Here is a 20,938-nt window from a genome sequence, read left to right as displayed (position 1 = left end):
GGGTCAGTACACTACATGCATCCGCATCTAATGCAAACGCATTTAATTCCGTTGCATAAGATTTAGCGAGGTGGTAACCTCCGCGTCATGGACGAGGAGTTCGTGGTCGGGACCTGGCACTACGTCCTGGCCAAGCACGCCAAGGCGATGTGCTCGCTGGAACGCGAGCTGGGTGACAAGCACGGCCTGGGGCCGAGCGAGTTCGAGGTGCTGGACCGCATCGTCCATCACGACAGGGAGCTCCGGATCCAGGAGCTCTGCGACGAGGTCCATCTGAGCCAGAGCGCGCTGTCCAGGGTCGTGGCGCGGCTGGAGAAGTCTCAGCTGGTCTCGCGCGGCGTGTGCGCCCAGGACCGCCGCGGCGTCTTCGTCTGCATCACCGACGCGGGCAGAGAGCGCCACCGAGCGGCCCTCCCGACGCAGCGCGCCGTGCTCGCCGACGTGTTCGCCGACGCGCCCGCCCTCGCCCGCTGACGTCGAACGGCGCCCGTACGAGGGCACAGACGCCGAACAGCAGTACGGCCGGCTAGGCCGTGATCCGGTCCATCACCAGGGGCAGCACCTCGGTGCTCGCCGCCCCGACCTCGTAGCCACCCCGCAACGCCTCCAAGGCCCGTTCGAAGCGAGCCGTCTCGTCCGCGTGCAGGGTCATCAAGGGCTGTCCCGCCCGAACGAGGTCCCCCGGCTTGGCATGCACCATGATGCCCGCGCCGAACGACACCGGATCCTCCTTACGAGCCCGGCCCGCCCCCAACCGCCAGGCCGCCAGACCGACGGCATAGGCGTCCAGGCGCGACAGAACACCCGAGGAAGGCGCCTCGACCACCATGGTCTCCGCCGCCTTGGGCAGCACCGCGTCCGGGTCGCCGCCCTGGGCGGTGATCATCCGGCGCCAGGCGTCCATGGCCGAGCCGTCCGCCAGCGCCCGCTCCGGGTCCGGGCCGGAGATCCCGGCCGCCTCCAGCATCTCCTGCGCCAGCCGTACGGTGAGCTCCACGACGTCCGGCGGCCCGCCGCCCGCGAGGACCTCGACCGACTCCTGGACCTCCAGGGCGTTGCCCACGGCGCGGCCCAGCGGGCGGTCCATCGCGGTGAGCAGGGCGACCGTGCGCACGCCCGCGTCGGTGCCCAGCGCGACCATGGTCTCGGCCAGCTCGCGAGCCCGCTCGGGCGTCTTCATGAACGCCCCGGAGCCCACCTTGACGTCGAGCACCAGCGACCCGGTGCCCTCCGCGATCTTCTTGGACATGATCGACGAGGCGATGAGCGGGATCGACTCGACCGTGCCCGTGACGTCGCGCAGCGCGTACAGCTTCTTGTCGGCCGGAGCCAGGCCAGAGCCGGCGGCGCAGACGACCGCGCCCGCCGACCGCAGCACCGAGAGCATCTCGTCGTTGGACAGCGAGGCCCGCCAGCCGGGAATCGACTCCAGCTTGTCGAGCGTGCCGCCGGTGTGGCCGAGGCCGCGGCCGGACAACTGCGGGACGTAGGCGCCGCACGCGGCCACCAGCGGGGCCAGCGGCAGCGTGATCTTGTCGCCGACGCCGCCGGTGGAGTGCTTGTCGGCGGTGGGCCGGTCGAGCGCGGACCAGTCCATCCGCTCGCCCGAGCGGATCATCGCCTGCGTCCAGCCGGCGATCTCGCGCCGGTTCATGCCGTTCAACAGGATCGCCATGGCCAGCGCGGACATCTGCTCGTCGGCGACCTCGCCGCGGGTGTAGGCGTCGATCACCCAGTCGATCTGGGCGGCCGTCAGCTCGCCACCGTCGCGCTTGGCGACGATGACCTCGATGGCGTCCATCAGGCGGACCTGGACAGGTCGTCGGGGCCGAACGCGTAGGGCAGGATCTCGGCCATCCGCTTCGGCCCGTCCACGGTCTCGACCAGCAGTTCCTCGCCGCCGAACTCGAACAGCAACTGCCGGCACCGCCCGCACGGCATCAGCAGCTCACCGTGGCCGTCCACGCAGGTGAAGGCCACCAGCCGACCGCCGCCCGACGAGTGCAGCGCCGAGACCAGCCCGCACTCGGCGCACAGGCCCAGGCCGTAGGAGGCGTTCTCGACGTTGCAGCCGGTGATGACCCGGCCGTCGTCCACGACCGCCGCCGCGCCGACGGGGAACTTGGAGTAGGGCGCGTACGCGTTGTGCATGGCCTCGATGGCCTCCGTGCGCAGGCCGTCCCAGTCGATGTTCAATGCTGTTCCCCCCGGCGATAGCGCACGCCGTCGGCCTTGGGCATCCGCAGTCGCTGCGAAGCCACGAGGAGCACGAGCAGCGTGAGCACGTGTGGTGTGATGAAGACGAACTCGTTCGGCAGCTGGTCGACGGTCAGCCACAGCCAGATCAGCACGATCATGCCCCCGGCGGCCGCCGCGATCAGGTTGTACTCCCTGGCGCCCCTGGCCACCATCTCCGCGGGCTGGCCGGACGACAGCAGCGCGCGCACCTTGGCGGCGATGTAGATGAGCAGCAGTATGGCGCCGAACAGGAAGAACGCCGTGACGGGCGATTGGGCCCCGGAGCTGCGCAGTTGCAGACCGTCGGCGTACCCGAACAGCGCGGCGCCCGCGGCCAGCCCGCCGGGCCGCCAGTTGCCGAAGATCATGGCGGCCAGGCCGATGAACCCGCGACCCGCGGTCTGGCCCTCGACGTACTTGGTGGTGACGAAGACCAGGAACACGCCGCCGAGCCCGGCGAACGCGCCGGAGATGACGACGGCCACGTACTTGATCAGGTAGACGTTCACGCCCAGCGACTCGGCCGCCCACGGGTTCTCGCCCGCCGAGCGCAGCCGCAGGCCGAAGGCCGTGTGCCAGAGCACGAAGAACGTCAGCGGGAACAGCAGCACGGCCAGGATCACCAGCACGTTCACCTCGTGCGTGAGCCCGCGCAGGATGCCCGCGAGGTCGGAGACCAGGAACCAGTGGGTGCGCTCCAGGCTGCCGAGCCAGTCGGGACCCGACGAGAACAGCGGCAGGCTGGGCTGGGGCGCCTCCGAAGACATGGCAGGCGAGGTGGTGATGCCCGCGCCCGCCGCGGCCGCGGCGGTGCCCTCCTTGTAGAAGACCTCCGACAGGAAGCGGGTGATGCCGGGGCCGAGCAGGTTGATGGCCACGCCGCTGATGATGTGGTCGACGCCGAACGTCACGGTCGCGACCGCGTGGATGAGGCCGCCGAGCGCGCCCGCGAGCAGCCCGGCGACCAGCGCGGCCATGAAGCCCCACTGGTATCCGGCCCAGCCGGCGAACCAGGTGCCCAGCACCATCATGCCTTCGAGGCCGATGTTGACCACGCCGGCCCGCTCGGCCCAGAGGCCGCCGAGCCCGGCCAGGCCGATCGGCACCGACAGCAGCAGCGCCGCGTTGAACGTGCCGGACGAGGTGATGTCGTCCTGCCCGGACACGACGCGGACCACCGACATCAGCAGGATGAGCACGGCCACGCCGATGAGCGCCAGATGATACCGGCTGAACTTGCTCATGCTGCCACCTCAACGGGAGTGTTCCTGCCGAGCTGCTGAGCGGCCCGCCGTTCCTCGCGCCGCAGCGCGATCCTGCTGGTGATCTCGTTGGCGATGACCACGAGCAGCACGATCGTGCCCTGCATGATCATGATGACCGAGGGCGGCACGTTGGCGAACTGCAGGGGGCCCTGCGCCCGGTCCAGGAAGCCGAACAGCAGCGCCGCGACCGCGATGCCACCGGGTTTGTTCCGGCCGAGCAGCGCCACGGCGATGCCCAGGAAGCCCAGACCGGGGGTGAAGTTGGAGCCGAAGGAGTGCTTGTCCCCGAGGATCTCCGGCAGGCCGATCAGCCCGGCGATCGCGCCGGAGAGCACCATCGCGGAGATGACCATCTTCTTCGGGTCGACGCCCGAGGCCAGCGCGGCCGAGGCGTTGAGGCCGCTGGCCTTGACGTCGAAGCCGAACCGGGTCCGCTCCAACACCACCCAGAGCACGATGCCCACCACGATGGCCACCAGCAGGAAGCCCCAGAGCCCGCCGCCGCGAGGCGCCGGCAGCCCGAACATCTCGAACACGACGTTGAGGTTGGGGAACCAGGCCGACTGGGGCAGCGTGGGCGTCGTGGTGGTCAGCACGCCCTTGGCCCGCTCCCCGGTGAAGGGGCCGCGGACGAGGAAGGCGGCCAGGTTGATCGCGATGTAGTTCAGCATGATCGTGGCGATGACCTCGTTCACCCCCCGGGTCACCTTCATCACGGCGGGGATCAGCGCGTAGAAGCCGCCCACGGTCATCGCCACCACGATGATCACGGGGATCTGGATCCAGGCGGGCGCCGCGAACGTCGAGCCGACGTACGCGGCGCAGACGGCCGCGATCCGGTACTGGCCCTCCACACCGATGTTGAAGAGGTTCATCCGGAAGCCGACGGCCACCGCCAGGCCCGCGATGTACAGCGGAACGGCCCGGTTGAGCATGGTCACGATGCCGTTGACCACCGCCCGCTCGGTCTCGCCGAAGTCGAAGAAGGCGGCGAACGCGGCCTCGGGGCTGGCCCCCGCCGCGATGATCGCCACGCTGGAGATCACGATCGCCAGGATGATGGCCGCGATGGCGCCGGCGATCGTCAGCAGCGCCCGGTAGAGCCCGGCGGGCATCACGTCTCCTCAGTACTGGTGATGGCGCCGGTCATGTAGCCGCCCAGCCGTTCGGGCGTGACGTCGGACGGGTCGAGACGGGCGACGAGCCGGCCGCGGTAGATCACCTGCAGCGTGTCGGACAGCCCGATGAGCTCGTCGAGGTCGGCCGAGATCAGGAGTACGGCCAAGCCCGCGGCCCTGGCGTGACGCAGGTGGTCCCAGATCGCCGCCTGCGCGCCCACGTCGACACCACGGGTGGGGTGGGCGGCGATGAGGAACTTGGGCTCGCCGCTCATCTCCCGCCCGACGATCAGCTTCTGCTGGTTGCCGCCCGACAGGGCCAGCGCCAGCGTGTCGACGCCCGGTGTACGGACGTCGTAGTCCTTGACGATGCGTTCGGTGTCGGCCCTGGACGCCCGCCGGTTGATCCAGATGCCCGAGCGCGCGGGCGGCCTGGTCTGGTGGCCGAGCACCCGGTTCTCCCAGAGTGACGCCTCCAGCAGCAGACCCTGGCGGTGGCGGTCCTCGGGGATGTAGCCGATGCCCGACTCGCGGCGTTTGAGGGTGGACCAGGTGCTGATGTCGGCGCCGTCGAGCGTGATGTCGCCGTGCACGGGCAACATACCCATGATGGCCTCGATCAGCTCGGACTGGCCGTTGCCCTCGACCCCGGCGATGCCGAGGATCTCACCCTTGCGGATCTCGAACGACACGTCGTCGAGGAGCAGCCGCCGGCCCTCCTCACGCAGTTTCTCGACATACAGGGCGACCGACGTGCCCTTGGGCACCGGGCGGAAGCCGTCGGCCTCCATGGTCAGGCCCGACACCGTCAGCGCCACGTCCTCGGTCACCGTGGACTCGCGCGTCTCCGGCGTGGGCAGCTCGCTGCCGACCATGAGCTCGGCCAACTGCCGCGCGGTGACCTGGCCGGGGTCGACGCTGGCGACCGTGGTGCCGCGCCGGATCACGGTGATCGCGTCGGCGATGCTGAGCACCTCGTCGAGCTTGTGCGAGATGAAGATGACCGTCAGCCCCTCGGCCTTGAGCTCGCGCAGGTTGTCGAAGAGCTCGTCGACCTCCTGGGGTACGAGCACCGCGGTCGGCTCGTCGAGGATCAGGATGCGCGCGCCGCGATAGAGGACCTTGAGGATCTCCACCCGCTGCCGGTCGCCGACACCGAGGTCCTCCACGACCCGGTCGGGATCCACGCGCAGGCCATGGCGGGCGGCCAGCTCGGTGATGCGCGCGCGGGCGCCGGCGGCGTCGAGCATGCCGGCCCTCTTCGGCTCGGCGCCGAGGACGATGTTCTCCAGCACGGTGAAGTTGTCGGCCAGCATGAAGTGCTGGTGCACCATGCCGATGCCCGAGGCGATGGCGTCGCTCGGTGTCCGGAAGGCTACTTCCGCACCATTCACCTTGATGGTGCCCTCGTCCGGCTTCTGCATGCCGTAGAGGATCTTCATCAGGGTGGACTTGCCCGCGCCGTTCTCCCCGACGATCGCGTGCACCGTGCCGGGTTCGACGGTGATGCGGATGTCGTGGTTGGCGACGACGCCGGGGAAGCGTTTGGTGATGCCTTCCAGCTCGACGGCGGGTTGCACCGCGGCGACGGTGTCGGCGTTCACTGGTCGCTCACCGCTCCTCAATCGCTCCGCTCATTGTGTGAGGGATAGGCCGAAGGCCCGGGGTCGGGTTGGACTCCGGGCCCTCGATCAACGTTCCTATCTCAATTACGGCTTGGACGGAACCGTGATTTTGCCGTCGATGATGTCCTGCTTCGCGGCGTCCAGCTTGTCCTTGATGTCGTCGATCTCGCCACCGGTGGTGGCCAGGCCCACGCCGTCGACCTTGAGGTCGTAGATGGTGTTGCTGCCACCCTTGGCGCCACCCTGGAACGCCTTGATGAACTCGAACACGCCCACGTCCACGCGCTTGAGCATCGAGGTCATGATGACCGACTGCAGGTCGGTCTCCTTGACCGTCAGGCGCTGGTCGGAGTCGACGCCGATGGCCTTCTTCTTGGCCGCGGCCGCCGCCTGGAACACGCCCAGACCCGAGTCGCCGGCGGCGTGGTAGACGATCTCCGCGCCGTCCTGGAACATCTTCTCGGCCGCGACCTTGCCCTTGTCGGGGGCCTTGAAGCCGCTGAAGTCACCGTCGGGGGTCAGGTACTTGACGTCGATCTTGGCGTCCTTCTTGACCGACTTCACGCCGGCGTCGAAGCCCGCCTGGAACTTCTTGATCAGGTCGTTCTCGACACCGCCGACGAAGCCGACGTGGCCGCTCTTGGCCTTGAGCGCCGCGGCGACGCCCGCCAGGTAGGAGCCCTGCTCCTCGGCGAACAGCAGGCCGGTGACGTTGGCCGCGTTCGAGGCGGAGTCGACGACCGCGAACTGGATCTCCGGGTATTCCTCGGCCGTCTTCTTGATGTCGTCGCCGTAGGCGAAGCCGACACCGATGATCGGGTTGTAGCCCGCGTCGGCCAGCTGGCGGAGCAGCTCACCGCGGTTGGAGCCGTCGGCCGCGGGGCTCAGCTCCTTGATGTCGGCGCTGAGCTCGGTCTTGGCCTTCTCCAGGCCCGCGTAGGCGGCGTCGTTGAAGGACTTGTCGCCACGGCCGCCGACGTCGAAAGCGAGACCCACCTTGAGCGCGCCGGACTTCGGCGCCTCACTGCTGGCCGCGGAGCTGGGTGCCGCGCTGGACGTGGCATCCCCTCCGGTACCGCCGCTGCCGCCACAGGCCGCGGCCGCCATGAGCATGGCACCGGCTACCGAGCCGGCCGCCATCCTGCCGAATCGCTTGCTGAGCAAGGCGACTCCCTTCCATTTCCCCGCCGTCAAACTTCATCGCGGGCGCGAAGAAATGTACGGCAACCCTGCACGGAAGATAGTTGGTTGACCAGGGCGGACAAAACCGGCACACAGGGTCGCAACCGCTCCGTTATCGACATCAGTCGCGTCCGTGACCTGAATCTGCGGATGCGAGACGGGGACCGGCACCCGAAGCTTTACCCAACCTTGAACGCAGGGGGGCCCTTGCCGTCCAGCCGATCATGGCAGAGATTCACTGATCAACGGTGGTTATCTCATCCTGGAGCCCTACATGCATCCTTGGAAGGCCATGATCGTGCCCATGGCCGCGGTCCTTCTCGCGGCCATGGGCACATCGCCCGCCACAGCGGAGGCGGGCACCCCCACCATCACGATCGAGAACAACGCCACCCAGCCCGTCTTCTCCCGCGCCGACGCCGTCAAGCAGACGGTGTACGTCGAGGTCGCGGGGACCGACAGCGACAGCGACGGCCTGCCCGACCGCGTCGCCGTGGACATCCTGCGCCCGAAGGAGACCGACGAGGGCCTGAAGGTCCCGGTCATCATGGAGGCCAGTCCCTACTACGCGGGCGGCAACGACGTGCCGAACCACGTCGTGGACGTGGACGAGAACGGCAACCCGCTGCCGACCCTGCGCGCGTACGCCAACAAGCTGGCGACCGAGCCGTTCGACGGCTACTACGACAACTACTTCCTGCCCCGCGGCTACGCGATCGCGCTGGTCGAGAACCTGGGCAGCGGCCGCGCCACCGGCTGCCCCACCACCGGCGACCGCAACGAGACGGCCGGCCCGAAGGCCGCGATCGACTGGCTGAACGGCCGCGCGAAGGGGTTCACCCCCGAGGGCGAGCCCGTCTCGGCCACCTGGTCGACCGGGAACGTGGGCATGATCGGCGTCTCCTACAACGGCACGCTGCCCAACGCGGTCGCCTCGACGGGCGTCGAGGGACTGAAGACGATCGTGCCGATCGCCGCGATCTCCTCCTGGTACGACTACTACCGGGCGAACGGCGGCGTGGTGGCGGCGGGCGGCTTCCAGGGCGAGGACGCGGACGTGCTGGCCAAGTACGTGCTCACCCGCGCCGCCGGCCAGCAGGTCTGCGGACCCGTCATGGACTACCTGACGGCGACCCAGGACCGGATCAGCGGCGACTACAGCCGCTTCTGGAACGCCCGCAACTACCTCAACGACGTGAACAAGGTCAAAGCCAGCGTCTTCCTCGTGCACGGCCTCAACGACTGGAACGTCAAGACCAAGCAGTTCGCCCAATGGTGGTACGCCCTGTCGAAGCGCCACGTGCCACGCAAGATCTGGCTGCACCAGGGCACTCACATGAACCCCTTCAACCTGCGCACCGTCGAATGGCTCCGGCAACTGCACGGCTGGTTCGACTACTGGCTGTACGGGATCGACAGCGGCATCATGCGGGAGCCCCAGGCGGACGTCGAAATCGCCCCCGGCGAGTGGGGCACTCACAGATCGTGGCCACTTCCGGCCACCAAGCCCGTAGCCCTCCATCTTGGCTCCGGCGCCAAGCTGAGCCTCCTGCCGCAGCGCTCGACCCGCGAATCCTTCGTCGACCAGAAGACCCGCACCGCCGAACAACTCGTGGAAACGGCCTCCGCCCCGGACCCCAACCGCCTGGCCTACCTGACTCCGGAGCTGCCGGCGGACGTCCGGATCTCCGGCACCCCGGAGATCTCACTCCGCGCCGCCCGCGACGCCGGCCCCTCCCCCTATCTCACGGCCCTGCTGGTCGACTACGGCACGGACACAAGAGCGGACGGAACCCTGGTCGCGACCGGCGAAACCCTCTGCTACGGCCAAGGCGTCCCGGGCGACACAGGCTGCACGGCACTGCGCAGGCTGGGCACCGCGACAACCCCCTACAAGATCGTCTCAAGAGGCTGGCTGGACATCAGAAACCGCCACGACCCAGCAAGAACAGAAACCATCAGCCCTTCAAAGGACTACACCTTCACCTGGGACTTCCAGCCCAAGGACTACCGCTTCAAACAGGGCCACAAGATCGGCTTGATCATCACCTCAACCGACCACGACTACACCCTGCGCTACCCAGAAGGCAGCAAATTCACGATCGACCCGGCCCACTCATCACTGATCCTGCCGGTGACCAAGCCCTAGGGCGGCCGGGGTCAAGAATGCGCACGTCACGGCGTCCAGCCCCGTAAACCCCAGGAGCGTGCCCCTGGAAAGAGGCCAGCCCCGCCCAGAAGGGTGGGGCTGGCCCATGCTGGCCGTAACAGAAAATCAGGCGAGGATCGAGTCCACGACCGGTTCCCACAGCGCGGTCAGGGCGGTGGCGGACATCAAGCGGACGCCCATCGAGATGGCGGCCTCGTCGACGTCGAAGGTCCCCTGGTGGATGTCGTACGTGACGCCGCCGGGCGAGCGCGTGCCCAGGCGGGCGAGCGCCCCCGGGATCGACTCCAGGTACCAGGCGAAGTCCTCGCCGCCGAGCGACTGCTGCGTGGGCACCACCGCGCCCGGCCCCAGCGCCCGCTCCACCGCCTCGGCCAGCATGTCGACGCTCATCTCGTCGTTGACGACCGGCGGCACGCCACGGGTGTATTCCATCGTCGCCTCGATCCCGTACGCGCTGGCGACCGACTCCAGCAGCGACTTGATCAGGTCGGGCGCGGCGTGCCAGGCGTTCTCGTCGAGGCAGCGCACAGTGCCCTCGGCCACGCCCTCGTCGGGAATGGCGTTGGCCGCGGTGCCGGCCTCCACCTTGCCCCAGACCAGGCTGAGCGAGGAACGCGGGTCCACCCGGCGCGAGAGCGCGGCGGGCAGCTCGGTGAGCACCTTGGCGAGAGCGAAGACCAGGTCGGCGGTGAGGTGCGGCCGGGCCGTGTGGCCGCCGGGACCCGACACCCTGATGACCAGCTTGTCGCAGGCGGAGGTGATCGGGCCGGGCTTGAGCCCGACCTGCCCGAGGTCGACGCGCGGGTCGCAGTGGAGGCCGAAGATGCGCTCCACGCCGCTGATGCCACCGTGCGCCATGACCTCCAGCGCGCCGCCGGGCAACTCCTCGGCGGGCTGGAAGATCAGGCGGACCCGGCCGGGCAGCAGGCCGGCGGCGGCCTGCTGGGCGAGGAAGATCGAGGTGCCGAGCAGGATCGCGGTGTGCACGTCGTGGCCGCACGCGTGGCAGGCGCCGGGAACGGTCGAGCGGTAGGGCACGTCCTTCTCGTCGTGCAGCGGCAGCGCGTCGATGTCCGCGCGCAGCGCGACCGTCGGACCGTCTCCACTGCCCACGTCGCAGATCAGGCCGGTGCCGCGTGGCAGCACCGACGGCATCAGACCGGCGGCGGTGAGCCGCTCGGCGATGCGCTGCGTCGTGCGATATTCGGCGAAGGCCAGCTCAGGATGCATGTGCAAGTCGCGGCGGAATGCCACCAACTCCTGATCGGTCTCCGTCAGGAACGCGTCGAGTTCCCCCCGAAGCTCACGTCCCCGCATGAGTCACCGTCCCGTCCAATTGCCACGCGATCGTCGACTGCCCGAAGTCGCACGGCTTATAGCGCCGTAAATCGTCCTTTGGCATCGCTGAGGCCAGCTGTCCGGTCAGAGCAGCCGTCCGGCGAAAATGCCGCACCCACAGGTTTCGGTGCCAGAGATCGTCGGCACGGGGGTTGTGATCCCCTCCTGAGGACAACCCACTACGGAAACACGGCGGTCGGCCATGAACCCGAAGGCGATGCACCAACTTTATCTCTTAGGCGCGGTCTCGCGCCGACAGATACCCCGAAAGTCAGCCGACTGCATGCCCGTAACCGCAGGTCGTCACCGTGCGTGAGGGCTCGGCTGACCCGAAAAATAGTCACAAGGGATCATTAGTTGGTGACCCGCGGACGCCACTTCCAAACGTGGTCAAGGATTTCGAATCCTGTCACCTCCCGTCATGGTCATGACACTCCGACGATGGATGCTTTCGTATAGACTGCGTGTTTCACTCGCAATATGATCACTAAAATCCCGTTCGGGGAGAAGTATGCCGGGTTGAGCATCTTCGAGCCGGGCGAGGGGACCCTGGTGGTCGTGCCCTCGCTCTCCCTCCCGCAGGATGAGCTCCGCCGCATCACCGGGGCGAGGTGCTATGAGGAGCGGCTGCTCTTCCTCCTGCTCACGCTCCGCGAACCCGGCGTCAAGGTGGTCTACCTCTCCTCCGCGCCCATCGATCCGGACATCATCGCCTACTACTTCGGCTTCCTGCCCGATCCGGATGACGCCGCCAAGCGGCTGCGCCTGATCAGCCTCGACGACCCGCACTCGCAGCCGCTGACCAGAACCCTGCTCTCGCGGCCCGAGGTCCTCGAACAGGTACGCGAGGCGATCGACGGTGACGCGTGGATGGTGCCGTTCGTGCTGAGCGAGCTGGAGGAGGAACTGGCCTCGTTCCTGAACATTCCCATCTACGGCCCGGCCACCTCGCTCGCCTATTACGGCTCCAAGAGCGGCTCCCGCGAGGTCGGCCAGGAGGCCGGCGTGCCGATGGCCCGCGGCTTCGGCGACCTGCACGCCCTGGCCGAGATCGAGGACGCCATCGAGTCGCTGCCGGGCGAGCGGGTGATGGTCAAGCTGAACGACGGCTACTCAGGGCTCGGCAACGCCATCGTGACCAAGGGCGACCCATCTCGGACGAGATTCTCCGCGTACGGCGAGACCTGGAAGAGCTTCACCACGAAGATCCGCGAACGCGGCGCGGTGGTCGAGGAGTACATCGAGCAGCGCCCGCTCCACCACCCCAGCGCGCTGGCCCGCATCACGCCCGACGGCCGGCACCACGTCATCGCCACCCACGACCAGGTGCTCGGCGGCGCCAACAACGACGTCTACCAGGGCTGCACGTTCCCGGCGGCGCCGGAGTACCGCGACGAGGTGGGCGCGTCGGCCGAGCGGATCGCCCGCATCATGGCGGAGCGGGGCGTGGTGGGGTTGTTCGGCATGGACTTCTTCGCGCTGGAGACCGACGCCGGCTACGCGGCGCTGCTGTGCGAGGTCAACCTGCGGATCGGCGGCACCACGCATCCCTTCGGCGCCACGGTGCTGACCACCGGCGCCTCCTATGACCCGGCCACCGGCCTGCTCATGGCCGGCGACCAGCCCAAGTACTACACCGCGACCGACAACTGCGCGGCCGGCTCCCTCCGCGGGCGGTCCCCCGGCCAGGTCGTCCGGATGGCCGAGCAGCTCGGTCTCGGCTTCGATCACGCCCGTCGTACCGGAAACGTCTTCCATCTGCTCGGGGCGATCCCCGAGCACGGCAAGCTCGGCTTCACCACGATCGGCGACTCCCGCGAGGAGGCCGACGAGTTGCACCGGCTCACCTGTCGCGCGCTCTGCGGAGTCCCTTCCAGCCGATGACGCCCAGCACGATCGCGAGTATGAGGTTCACTCCGATCAGGATGCCGTGCACCACGTAGAAGCTCGTGGGATGGCCGTCTTGCAGGTTAAACCCGAGGTTGACCCACTCGAAGACCATGAACACGCCGAGCAAGATGAGGAATCCGGCGATCTTTCGCGACATGACCACTTCTCTAGTATCAGGCGCCGAGCATCGGGGGATGTGTCGGCACATGTGCAATGACACGAAGCTACGCTGAGACCGCCATGCTGATGAAACTGGTGCCTGTCACGGCACTCCTCGCGGCGGTCGCGCTCACGGGACCGGCCCATTCCGGGTCGACGGCTCCCGTCGGCGGGGATCTGCTGGGCAGCCGCGGTCTGGTGAAGCCCGACGGCATCAAGGCACCGCCGAAATCCAAGGCCACGTCGTACGTGATCGCCGACCTGGAGACCGGCGAGGTGCTCGCGGCCAAGAACCCGCACGGGCGCTACCTGCCGGCCAGCACGCTCAAGACGCTCACCGCGCTCACGCTCATTCCCAAGCTGGACAAGAACCTCACGGTCAAGCCGAGCAGGAACGCGGTCAACCAGGAGGGCACCGCCGTCGGTCTGACGACCAAGCCGCTCTACAAGGTCGACGACCTGTTCAGGGCGCTGATGATGTCGTCGGGCAACGACGCGGCGATGGCCCTGGCCGAGGCGAACGGCAGCCTGGCCAAGACCATGAGCGACATGAACGCCGAGGCCAAGCGCCTGCAGGCGAACGACACGGTGGCCAAGACGCCCAGCGGGCTGGACAAGCCAGGGCAGAGCAGTTCGGCGTATGACCTGGCGCTCATCGCGCGGGCCGGTCTGGCGAACCCCGATTTTCGGCGATATATCAGCACAAAGACGGCAAAGTTTCCGGCGCCCAAGCACTACTACGAGATCAGCAACCACAACAAACTGCTGTGGCGCTACAAGGGCATGATCGGCGTCAAGAACGGCTGGACGTCCAAGGCCCTGGGCAGCTTCGTCGGCGCCGCGACGCGTGGCGGCCACACGATCATCGTGACCATCATGCGGCATGACGGGTACTTCTGGGACGAGGTCGCGGACCTGCTCGACTGGGGCTTCGCCGCCCGGGGCAAGATCACGCCGGTCGGCCGGCTCGTCGATCCGCTGCCGGCCGTGCTGCCCGTGCAGCAGGCGACCGCGCCGGTCATCACCGCGTCGCCGGTCCCGGCGCCGCTGCTCGACCGGGCCGCGTCGAAGCAGACGGACACCAGCCGCACGGTCGGCTCGATCGTGATCGGTGGCGGGCTGCTGTTCGGCCTGATCTGGCTGGGGTACGGCATCCGCCGCAGGCGACGCCTGGCTCTGAAGTCCCGAGGCCCGGAGAACTTCGAGCTCAGGTGAACCCGTTCGAGGGTATGGGTGAGGGTGACGGCGGCGGGTTGAGTCCGGCCGTGGCGGTCCAGGCCGCGACGTACAGGACGAACCTGGCGGACAGGTTGATCCACACCAGCAGCCCCACCATGACGGCGAACGCGCCATAGACCGGGTTGGACAGCGTCTGCGCCAGCAGCAGCGACGCGACCTGCTTGAGCAGCCCGAACCCTACGGCGCCGAGCAGCGCGCCCCTGGCCAGCACCTGGAAGGGCTGGGTGGTCCGGCCCACCCAGCCCAGCACGATCAGGAACAGCAGCCAGTCGGCGGCCACGCTGGCCACCAGTCCCACCAGCCAGAGCGTGCCGGTCGTCACCGGCGCGCTGCCCAGTCCGAGGGTCGTCGCGACGTTGGTCGTCGCCTGCGTGGCGGCTCCGCCGATCAGCACCGACACGACCATGGTGAACCCGAGCATGAGCAGGGAGATCAGGTCGCGCAGTTTGCCGACGAAGAAGTTCAGCGGCGGGGCCGTGGTCATCGAGATCTCCGCCAGCGCCCCGCGCAGCGCGTCCACCGCGCCCAGGCCCGCGTAGAGGAGACCGGCCAGGCCGATGATCCCGGCGGTCGCCCTGGCCTCGGCGATGGCCTGAAGGTTGATCTGGTCGGCGAGTCCGGGCAACTGCTCCTTGATCGCCCTTTCCAGCGCCCTGATCGCGTTGGTGTCGTTCGACAGGACGTACCCGAACAGCGCGTAGGCGAGCGCGATCAGCGGGAAGAACGACAGGAACGCGAAGTAGGTCACCGCGCCGGCCAGCCGGTCGCCGAATCGCAGCTGGTAGCGCTGCACGGTCCTCATCAGATGGTCGAGCCAGGGGCGGCGGATCCGCCAGGACTCGACGATGCGGCCGCCCCGCGCCTTGGCCGACTCGACGCGCGCCATCACCTTCGCCAACACGCGCGCCGCCTTCCGAGGTGCCCCGCCGTCACCGGGCACCTGCCCTGGCTACCGCTCTTGTACCACGGAGACGCGCGAACCGCGGGCTCGTGAACCGCGAGGCTCGTTCAGGAGCGCGGGGCGGTCACTGCGCGGGCTGATTCCGCGAGCCGGGCGAGCACCTCCGTGACGTCGTGGCGCAGCAGCCGCCCGTCCCGCTTGACCACCTGCCCGGCGACCAGGACTGTGTCGACGGCGCTGGTGTCGGCGTTCAGCACCACCGCGCCGATCGGATCGTGCGCGGCCGCCATGCCCAGCGTGCCGGTACGCAGCAGCACCAGGTCGGCCTGCTTCCCGGCGCGCAGCGAGCCGACGGTGTCACCGAGCCCCACCACCTCGGCGCCTTCGATGGTGGCCATCCGCAGCGCGTCACCGGCGCGGAACCCCAGCCCCTGCCCATCGGGACGACCCCGCTCCAGCGCGAACGCAGCCCGCATCAGACTGAACATGTCACCGGGCGCGCACGTCACGGTGTCGATGCTGAACGAGGTGGGTATCCCGGCGGCCCGCGCCCGCCCGCTGATCGGGTAGCCGATGCCCAGGGCCATCTCGTCGATCGGCGACACGGACACGCCGCCACCGCTGTCGGCGATGAGCTTGAGCTGGTCGTCGCTGTAGTGGTTGGCGTGCACGTACGTCGTACGCGGCATCAGCAGCCCGTTGGCCGAAAGGAACGCCAGCCCCTTGGTCGCGCTCTCCCTGTTGTGGCCGCCGAGGTGCGCGGTCACGGGCAGGTCGAGCTCGCGGGCCAGCCGCCACTCCTCCAGCGCGTCCTCCTCGCTGACGATCTCCGGCCCGAGGGCGGCGATCGCCATGCTGACGAGGCCGGCCGTACCGAAGTGCTCGTCATGGACCCGGTGGCCCTCCTTCAGCAGGTTCTCGCGCGGGCCGCCGTGGCAGTACCCGAAGATCGCCCTGATGCCGGACTCGCGCAGCGCCCGCACGGCGGAGTCGGTGTGCTTGGGCGTGAACTGCACGTGCGACCAGTCGAGCAGCGTGGTGATCCCGGCGTCCAGGCATTCCAGCGCTCCGGCCAGGTTCCCCGCGTAGACGTCCTCGGGCCGGTAGCCGGGGGCCAGCTCGCCCAGGATGCGCTGCAGATATCCGCCGAAGGTGATGTCGGGCGCGATCGCCCTGATGCCGGCCTGCCAGGTGTGCCGGTGGCTGTCGACGAATCCCGGCAGCACGATCATCCCGGTCGCGTCGATGACCTCCGCCCCCGGCACCTCGGGCAGATCCGGCCCCACCTCGGCGATGAGGCCGTCCTCGACCCGTACGTCCACCTGCCCGAGCACGACCGGCTCCGGCTCCGTGTCGACGACGATTCCGTTCCTGATCAAAGTTGTCATACCGAAAAGCTTAGTAAGAAGCTTTTTAGAAAGCAATATACCGCCAAGTATCCTCGATCCATGAAGCACGATGAGGTCGACGCGATGGTCCCCCGCTGGCAGGACTCGGGCCTGTCATCGTCGCTCGTCGCCGGCCTCGAACTGAGCAAGCGCATGTCCCGCCTCAACATGCTCTTCGAGACGGCGATCAAGGCCGAGCTGGCGGACCTGGGCCTGACCTACGCCGAGTTCGACGTCCTCGCCGCCCTGACCCGCACCGGCCCCCCGCACCGGCTCAAGCCCAGCGAGCTGTCGAAGAGCCTCTATCTCACCTCGGGCGGCACCAGCAACGTCCTGCAGCGCCTGACCTCGTCCGGGTACGTGGAGCGGGCGGCCAACACCGGCGACGCGCGCAGCAGGTGGGTCCAGCTCACCCCCGAGGGCCTGCGCCTGGCCAACACCGCCCTGGAGGCCTCGGGAAAGGCCCACGAGGAGGTGATGGCGGGCGTCCCGGAGGAAGCGGTACGACAGGCGGCGGACGCCCTCCGGGAGGTGCTCCTGGCCGTGGGCCGCCGCCGCTTCCGCTAGTGACCTGCTCCAGCGTGGGAGCGGGCACGTCCTATGCCCACGACCGGCGTCTTACTCAGCGAGGATGGCGGCGTCGTCGCCTGGTGATCCCTGTCTTGGCTACTGATCGCCGGAAAGCGGCGCCTGCGCTGGAGAACGCGTCGTCCAAAGAGCGGAGACCGGGAGGCAGGAGAGCCCGTCGCCGAAACTCAACGACTGAGGCCCGCAGTACAGAACGAACCCCGCCATCATGCGATCGCCCAAGCGACGCTTGAGGAGCCGCAGTCCGCGAAAGTCATCGGCGCGAATGGTCTCCGCCGCCTTGACCTCGATGGCGACGATCTCGCCCGCGTTGTTCTCGAGGACCCCGTCCACCTCGTACTGGTCTCGGTCTCGATAGTGATAGAGGCGAGCCGATGTGTCAGCCCAGGTCAGCTGCTTGGTCATCTCACTGAGCACGAAGTTCTCGAGGAGCCCGCCATGGGTGGCGTCGGCGACGCTTCCGCTGGTGAGGTATCCGGCCATGCCTGGGTCGACGAAGATCACCTTGGGCGTGGCAACGGCTCTCGTGGTCGCGTTCGACGACCAGCCCGGCACAAGGCGGACCACGAAGATGGTCTCCAGAATCTCCACATAGCTGCGAACGGTCGGGCTCGACAGACCCAGCTCGCTCGCGAGTCGGCTCATATTGAGCAGCCCTCCGGTCTGAGCCGCCAGCAAGGCGACCAACCGCCGCATGTCGGACGCGCGCTCGATCTCGGCGACCTGTTTCACATCCCGGGCGATCAGATCTGCCAGATAGCCGTCGAAAAACCGTTCACGACGCCGAGGAGTTGTCCGCTTGACCGCCTCTGGGTATCCGCCGCGAGCGGCCAGAGCGAGATAGTCCTTTCGGCGTAGACCGATCGATTCGGCGCGCAGATCCTCCCCCATCGCGAATGCCGCGTCGATGAAGCCGTCCTCATGGCCGTCGATCTCCCCCTGCGAGAGCGGCCAGAGCTCGATGGTCTCCGACCTGCCGGGCAGCGAGTCAGGGAGGCTGCGTAGCGCGAGAAGACGAGCGGATCCGGTGAGCAGGAATCGTCCAGGGCGCGGGTCACGATCCACCACATGCTTGATGGCGAGCCAAAGATCAGGCACCCGCTGCACCTCATCGATGAGCATCAGCCCGTCATGACTCACGAAACGGACCGGATCTTCATGCGCCGCCAGGCGGGTGACTGGATCATCCAGGAAGCGGGCCACGCTGCCGGGGACATGGCGCAGCACCCGCTCGGCAAGGGTGCTCTTACCGACCTGGCGAGCACCGTTGACGACGACGACACGGGTGTCCTCAAGTGCGTCATACACCAGAGAAGCCGCACGCCGAGGCAGGTAGTCGACCGCTTCCCTCATGCGTGCACTGTAGCCCAGCCTTTAGATCTGCCGAACCTCTTCCTTTAGATCTGCCGAACCTCTTCCTTTAGATCTGCCGAAGATCAGCCTTTAGATCTGCCGAAGATCACACCTCTGGCGCCAGGCAGGTCAGAGGCTGGGCAGGAAGCCGACCCGGTCGCGTACCTCGGCCATGGTCTGGCGGGCCACGGCGCCGGCGCGCTCGGCGCCGATGGCCAGCAGGCGGTCCAGCTCGGCCTCGTCGGCCAGGAGCTTCTCCGTGCGCTCGCGGATGGGCGTGAACGCCTCCACCACGGCCTCCGCCACGTCCTTCTTGAAGGTCCCGTATCCCTGCCCGGCGTAGCGCGCGACCAGGTCGGGGATCGGCGTGGCCGTGAGGGCGGACAGGATGCGGAGCAGGTTGGAGATGCCGGGCTTGCCGTCCTCGTCGAACAGGACCTCGGACCCGGTGTCCGTGACCGCGCGCATGACCTTCTTGCGCAGCGGGCCCGGCTGCTCCAGGACGTCGAGGATGCCCGCAGGGCTGGAGGACGACTTGGACATCTTGGCCGTCGGGTCCTGGAGGTCGGTGATCTTCTCGACCTCCTTGAGGATGTACGGCTCGGGGATGGTGAACGTGTCGCCGAAGCGGTGGTTGAACCGCCCGGCGAGGTCGCGGGTGAGCTCCAGGTGCTGCTTCTGGTCGGCGCCGACCGGCACACTGTTGGCCTGATAAAGCAGGATGTCGGCCGCTTGAAGCACCGGATAGGTGAAGAGCCCGACGCTGGCCGCGTTCTCCCCGAACTTGGCGGACTTGTCCTTGAACTGCGTCATCCTGGCCGCCTCGCCCATGCCCGTCAGGCAGATGAGGATCCAGGCGAGCTCGGTGTGCTCCCGAACGTGCGACTGCACGAACACCGTCGAGCGCTCCGGGTCGAGCCCGGCGGCGAACAGCTGGGCGGCGGCCACGCGGGTGCGGCGGCGCAGCGCGGCCGGCTCCGTCGGCACGGTGATCGCGTGGAGGTCGACGACGCAGTAGAAGGCGTCATGAGTCTCCTGCAGCGTCACCCATTGGCGGACCGCACCCAGATAGTTGCCCAGGTGGAAGGAGTCTGCGGTGGGCTGGATGCCGGAGAGGACACGAGGTCTGGCCATAGCAGCCAATTGTGTCAGGAATCCAGGTCGGGCGGCGACTCGACGGCTGGACGCCGTTTCACTCTCACTCTGGCGATACGGCGGCCGTCGAGTTCGGTGACGGTCAGCTCGAATCCGGGCACCTCCACCACCTCCCCACAGGCGGCCACGTGGCCGAGCACGGACATCACGAACCCGCCCAGCGTCTCGTACGGGCCGTCGGCCAGCCGGATGCCGGTCTGGGCGTAGAAGTCGTTGAGGTTCGTCAGGCCGTCGATCTCCATCTCGCCCGCCGGGAGGACCACGGTGTCGCCCTCGACGTCGTACTCGTCCCTGATGTCGCCGATGAGTTCTTCGACCAGATCCTCCAGCGTGACGATGCCGGCCGTCCCGCCGTACTCGTCGACGACGATGGCCAGGTGGTGGCCCTCGTCGCGCATCTCCGAGAGGGTGGTGAGCAGGCGCTTGGAAGCCGGTACGAACTTGACCGGCCGGATCGGCACCAGCTCGCTGATCGGCTCGATCCGCCCGGTGAGCACCGGGTCGAGCAGGTCTCTGACGTGCACGAACCCGATGACCTCGTCGTACGACTCGCGATAGACGGGAAAGCGCGAATGCGGCAGCCCCGAGGCCAGCACCGCCGCCTCCGCCAGCGTGGTGTCGGCCTCCATGAACTCCACCTCGGTGCGGGGCAGCATGACCTCGCGGAGCTGGCGCTTGCCCGCGGCGAACACCTCGGCGATCAGCTTGCGCTCGTCGGCGGTCAGGTCGGTGTGCCCGACGACCATGTCGCGGAGTTCCTCGGTGGTGACCTCCTCCCGGTCGGCCTGCGGGTTGCCGCCGAGCAGCTTGACCACGCCGTCGGTCGACTTCGACAGCGCCCAGATGATCGGGCGCGACAGCGCGGCCAGGCGGTCGAGGAAGGGCGCCACGACCAGCGAGAGCCCCTCGGCCCGCTGCAGGGCCAGGCGTTTGGGCGCCAGCTCACCGAGCACGAGAGAGACGTAGGAGATGGCGAGCGTCACCAGCACCAGCGCGAGTACGGGTGCGACGGCGTGGGGCACGTTCCACCGTTCGAGCACGGGCACGAACTGCATACCGAGCCGGTCGGCGCCGAACGCGGCCGACAGCATGGTGGCGACGGTCACCCCGATCTGCACCGCCGACAGGAAGCGGTTGGGGTCGCGGGCGAGCTTGGCCACCCGCTCGCCGCGGCGACCTCTCTGAGCGAGCTTGCGCACCTGGCTCTCCCGCAGGGAGACCATCGCCATCTCGGCGGCGGCGAAGAAGCCGCCGCCGAGGATGAACAGCAGGACCAGCGCGATATTGGCCGCGAGGGTGTCAAACATGGTGGTTGGCAGCGTACTCGGC

18 protein-coding genes are annotated in these 20,938 nt (G+C 68.3%); 5 read left to right on the top strand and 13 right to left on the bottom strand.

All coding sequences use genetic code 11. The annotated features are described in order from the left end of the window. Positions 1-87 precede the first annotated feature (87 nt). A complete protein-coding gene (locus ACGFNP_RS17630) occupies positions 88-474 on the top strand; it encodes a MarR family transcriptional regulator (RefSeq protein WP_358330066.1) in 387 nt (128 codons plus the stop codon). A gap of 52 nt (positions 475-526) precedes the next feature. Here the strand turns inward: ACGFNP_RS17630 and ACGFNP_RS17625 are convergent, their stop codons facing one another. The 6 genes from ACGFNP_RS17625 to ACGFNP_RS17600 form a co-directional block, all read right to left on the bottom strand. Then, positions 527-1,801, bottom strand: a complete 1,275-nt coding sequence (locus tag ACGFNP_RS17625; RefSeq protein ID WP_358330069.1) for a thymidine phosphorylase — start codon at positions 1,799-1,801, stop codon at positions 527-529. Continuing rightward, positions 1,801-2,196, bottom strand: a complete 396-nt coding sequence (locus tag ACGFNP_RS17620) for a cytidine deaminase (RefSeq protein WP_358330072.1) — start codon at positions 2,194-2,196, stop codon at positions 1,801-1,803. The genes ACGFNP_RS17625 and ACGFNP_RS17620 overlap by 1 nt, the downstream gene beginning before the upstream one ends. Next, positions 2,193-3,482, bottom strand: coding sequence for an ABC transporter permease (locus tag ACGFNP_RS17615; protein WP_393319590.1), 1,290 nt, complete (start codon positions 3,480-3,482; stop codon positions 2,193-2,195). The genes ACGFNP_RS17620 and ACGFNP_RS17615 overlap by 4 nt, the downstream gene beginning before the upstream one ends. Then, positions 3,479-4,618 carry an ABC transporter permease gene (locus ACGFNP_RS17610; RefSeq protein WP_393319587.1) on the bottom strand — a complete coding sequence of 380 codons (1,140 nt, stop codon included), beginning with the start codon at positions 4,616-4,618 and terminating at the stop codon, positions 3,479-3,481. Before ACGFNP_RS17610 ends, ACGFNP_RS17615 begins: the two co-directional genes overlap by 4 nt. Then, positions 4,618-6,225 (bottom strand): ABC transporter ATP-binding protein, encoded by a 1,608-nt coding sequence (locus tag ACGFNP_RS17605; RefSeq protein ID WP_358330081.1) that lies wholly within the window; start codon positions 6,223-6,225, stop codon positions 4,618-4,620. The genes ACGFNP_RS17610 and ACGFNP_RS17605 overlap by 1 nt, the downstream gene beginning before the upstream one ends. Positions 6,226-6,330: 105 nt before the next feature. Continuing rightward, positions 6,331-7,410, bottom strand: a complete 1,080-nt coding sequence (locus ACGFNP_RS17600; RefSeq protein ID WP_358330083.1) for a BMP family ABC transporter substrate-binding protein — start codon at positions 7,408-7,410, stop codon at positions 6,331-6,333. Positions 7,411-7,702: 292 nt separating this feature from the next. Here ACGFNP_RS17600 and ACGFNP_RS17595 point away from each other — a divergent pair, with 292 nt between their 5' ends. Next, entirely contained in the window at positions 7,703-9,577 is a 1,875-nt protein-coding gene (locus tag ACGFNP_RS17595) for a Xaa-Pro dipeptidyl-peptidase (protein ID WP_393319583.1), read from the top strand. A gap of 126 nt (positions 9,578-9,703) precedes the next feature. On the opposite strand, the gene ACGFNP_RS17590 is transcribed toward ACGFNP_RS17595, so the two are convergent. Beyond that, the gene (locus ACGFNP_RS17590; RefSeq protein WP_214633381.1) at positions 9,704-10,915 is read right to left on the bottom strand and encodes a M20 family metallopeptidase; all 1,212 of its coding nucleotides are present in this window, start codon (positions 10,913-10,915) and stop codon (positions 9,704-9,706) included. A gap of 501 nt (positions 10,916-11,416) precedes the next feature. On the opposite strand from ACGFNP_RS17590, the gene ACGFNP_RS17585 reads away from it, so the two are divergent. Then, on the top strand, positions 11,417-12,820 hold the full coding sequence (locus ACGFNP_RS17585) for a peptide ligase PGM1-related protein (RefSeq protein ID WP_358330089.1): 1,404 nt from the start codon (positions 11,417-11,419) through the stop codon (positions 12,818-12,820). Here the strand turns inward: ACGFNP_RS17585 and ACGFNP_RS17580 are convergent. Further along, entirely contained in the window at positions 12,780-12,983 is a 204-nt protein-coding gene (locus tag ACGFNP_RS17580) for an SCO4848 family membrane protein (protein WP_250904727.1), read from the bottom strand. The two genes, ACGFNP_RS17585 and ACGFNP_RS17580, sit on opposite strands and share 41 nt — an antisense overlap. An 89-nt stretch (positions 12,984-13,072) precedes the next feature. On the opposite strand from ACGFNP_RS17580, the gene ACGFNP_RS17575 reads away from it, so the two are divergent. Continuing rightward, positions 13,073-14,200, top strand: coding sequence for a D-alanyl-D-alanine carboxypeptidase (locus ACGFNP_RS17575; protein ID WP_358330092.1), 1,128 nt, complete (start codon positions 13,073-13,075; stop codon positions 14,198-14,200). On the opposite strand, the gene ACGFNP_RS17570 is transcribed toward ACGFNP_RS17575, so the two are convergent. Next, complete coding sequence (locus ACGFNP_RS17570) at positions 14,193-15,125, bottom strand: YihY/virulence factor BrkB family protein (RefSeq protein WP_358330095.1); 933 nt, start codon at positions 15,123-15,125, stop codon at positions 14,193-14,195. The two genes, ACGFNP_RS17575 and ACGFNP_RS17570, sit on opposite strands and share 8 nt — an antisense overlap. Positions 15,126-15,232: 107 nt before the next feature. Then, the gene (locus tag ACGFNP_RS17565) at positions 15,233-16,513 is read right to left on the bottom strand and encodes an amidohydrolase family protein (RefSeq protein ID WP_393319577.1); all 1,281 of its coding nucleotides are present in this window, start codon (positions 16,511-16,513) and stop codon (positions 15,233-15,235) included. Between the two features lie 60 nt (positions 16,514-16,573). Here ACGFNP_RS17565 and ACGFNP_RS17560 point away from each other — a divergent pair, with 60 nt between their 5' ends. Continuing rightward, entirely contained in the window at positions 16,574-17,080 is a 507-nt protein-coding gene (locus tag ACGFNP_RS17560; RefSeq protein WP_393319574.1) for a MarR family winged helix-turn-helix transcriptional regulator, read from the top strand. 99 nt (positions 17,081-17,179) lie between these two features. On the opposite strand, the gene ACGFNP_RS17555 is transcribed toward ACGFNP_RS17560, so the two are convergent. From ACGFNP_RS17555 to ACGFNP_RS17545, 3 genes are all read right to left on the bottom strand, one after another. Next, positions 17,180-18,454: an ATP-binding protein gene (locus tag ACGFNP_RS17555; protein ID WP_393319571.1), complete on the bottom strand. Its 1,275-nt coding sequence runs from the start codon at positions 18,452-18,454 to the stop codon at positions 17,180-17,182. Positions 18,455-18,583: 129 nt separating this feature from the next. Next, positions 18,584-19,588, bottom strand: a complete 1,005-nt coding sequence (trpS, locus tag ACGFNP_RS17550) for a tryptophan--tRNA ligase (RefSeq protein WP_358330107.1) — start codon at positions 19,586-19,588, stop codon at positions 18,584-18,586. 14 nt (positions 19,589-19,602) lie between these two features. Beyond that, the gene (locus ACGFNP_RS17545; protein ID WP_358330110.1) at positions 19,603-20,916 is read right to left on the bottom strand and encodes a hemolysin family protein; all 1,314 of its coding nucleotides are present in this window, start codon (positions 20,914-20,916) and stop codon (positions 19,603-19,605) included. Between the last annotated feature and the right edge of the window lie 22 nt (positions 20,917-20,938).

This window comes from Nonomuraea sp. NPDC049269, assembly GCF_043197155.1.
In the GTDB taxonomy this organism is placed as follows: Bacteria; Actinomycetota; Actinomycetes; order Streptosporangiales; family Streptosporangiaceae; genus Nonomuraea.
This window is presented reverse-complemented; position numbering and strand designations above follow the sequence as displayed.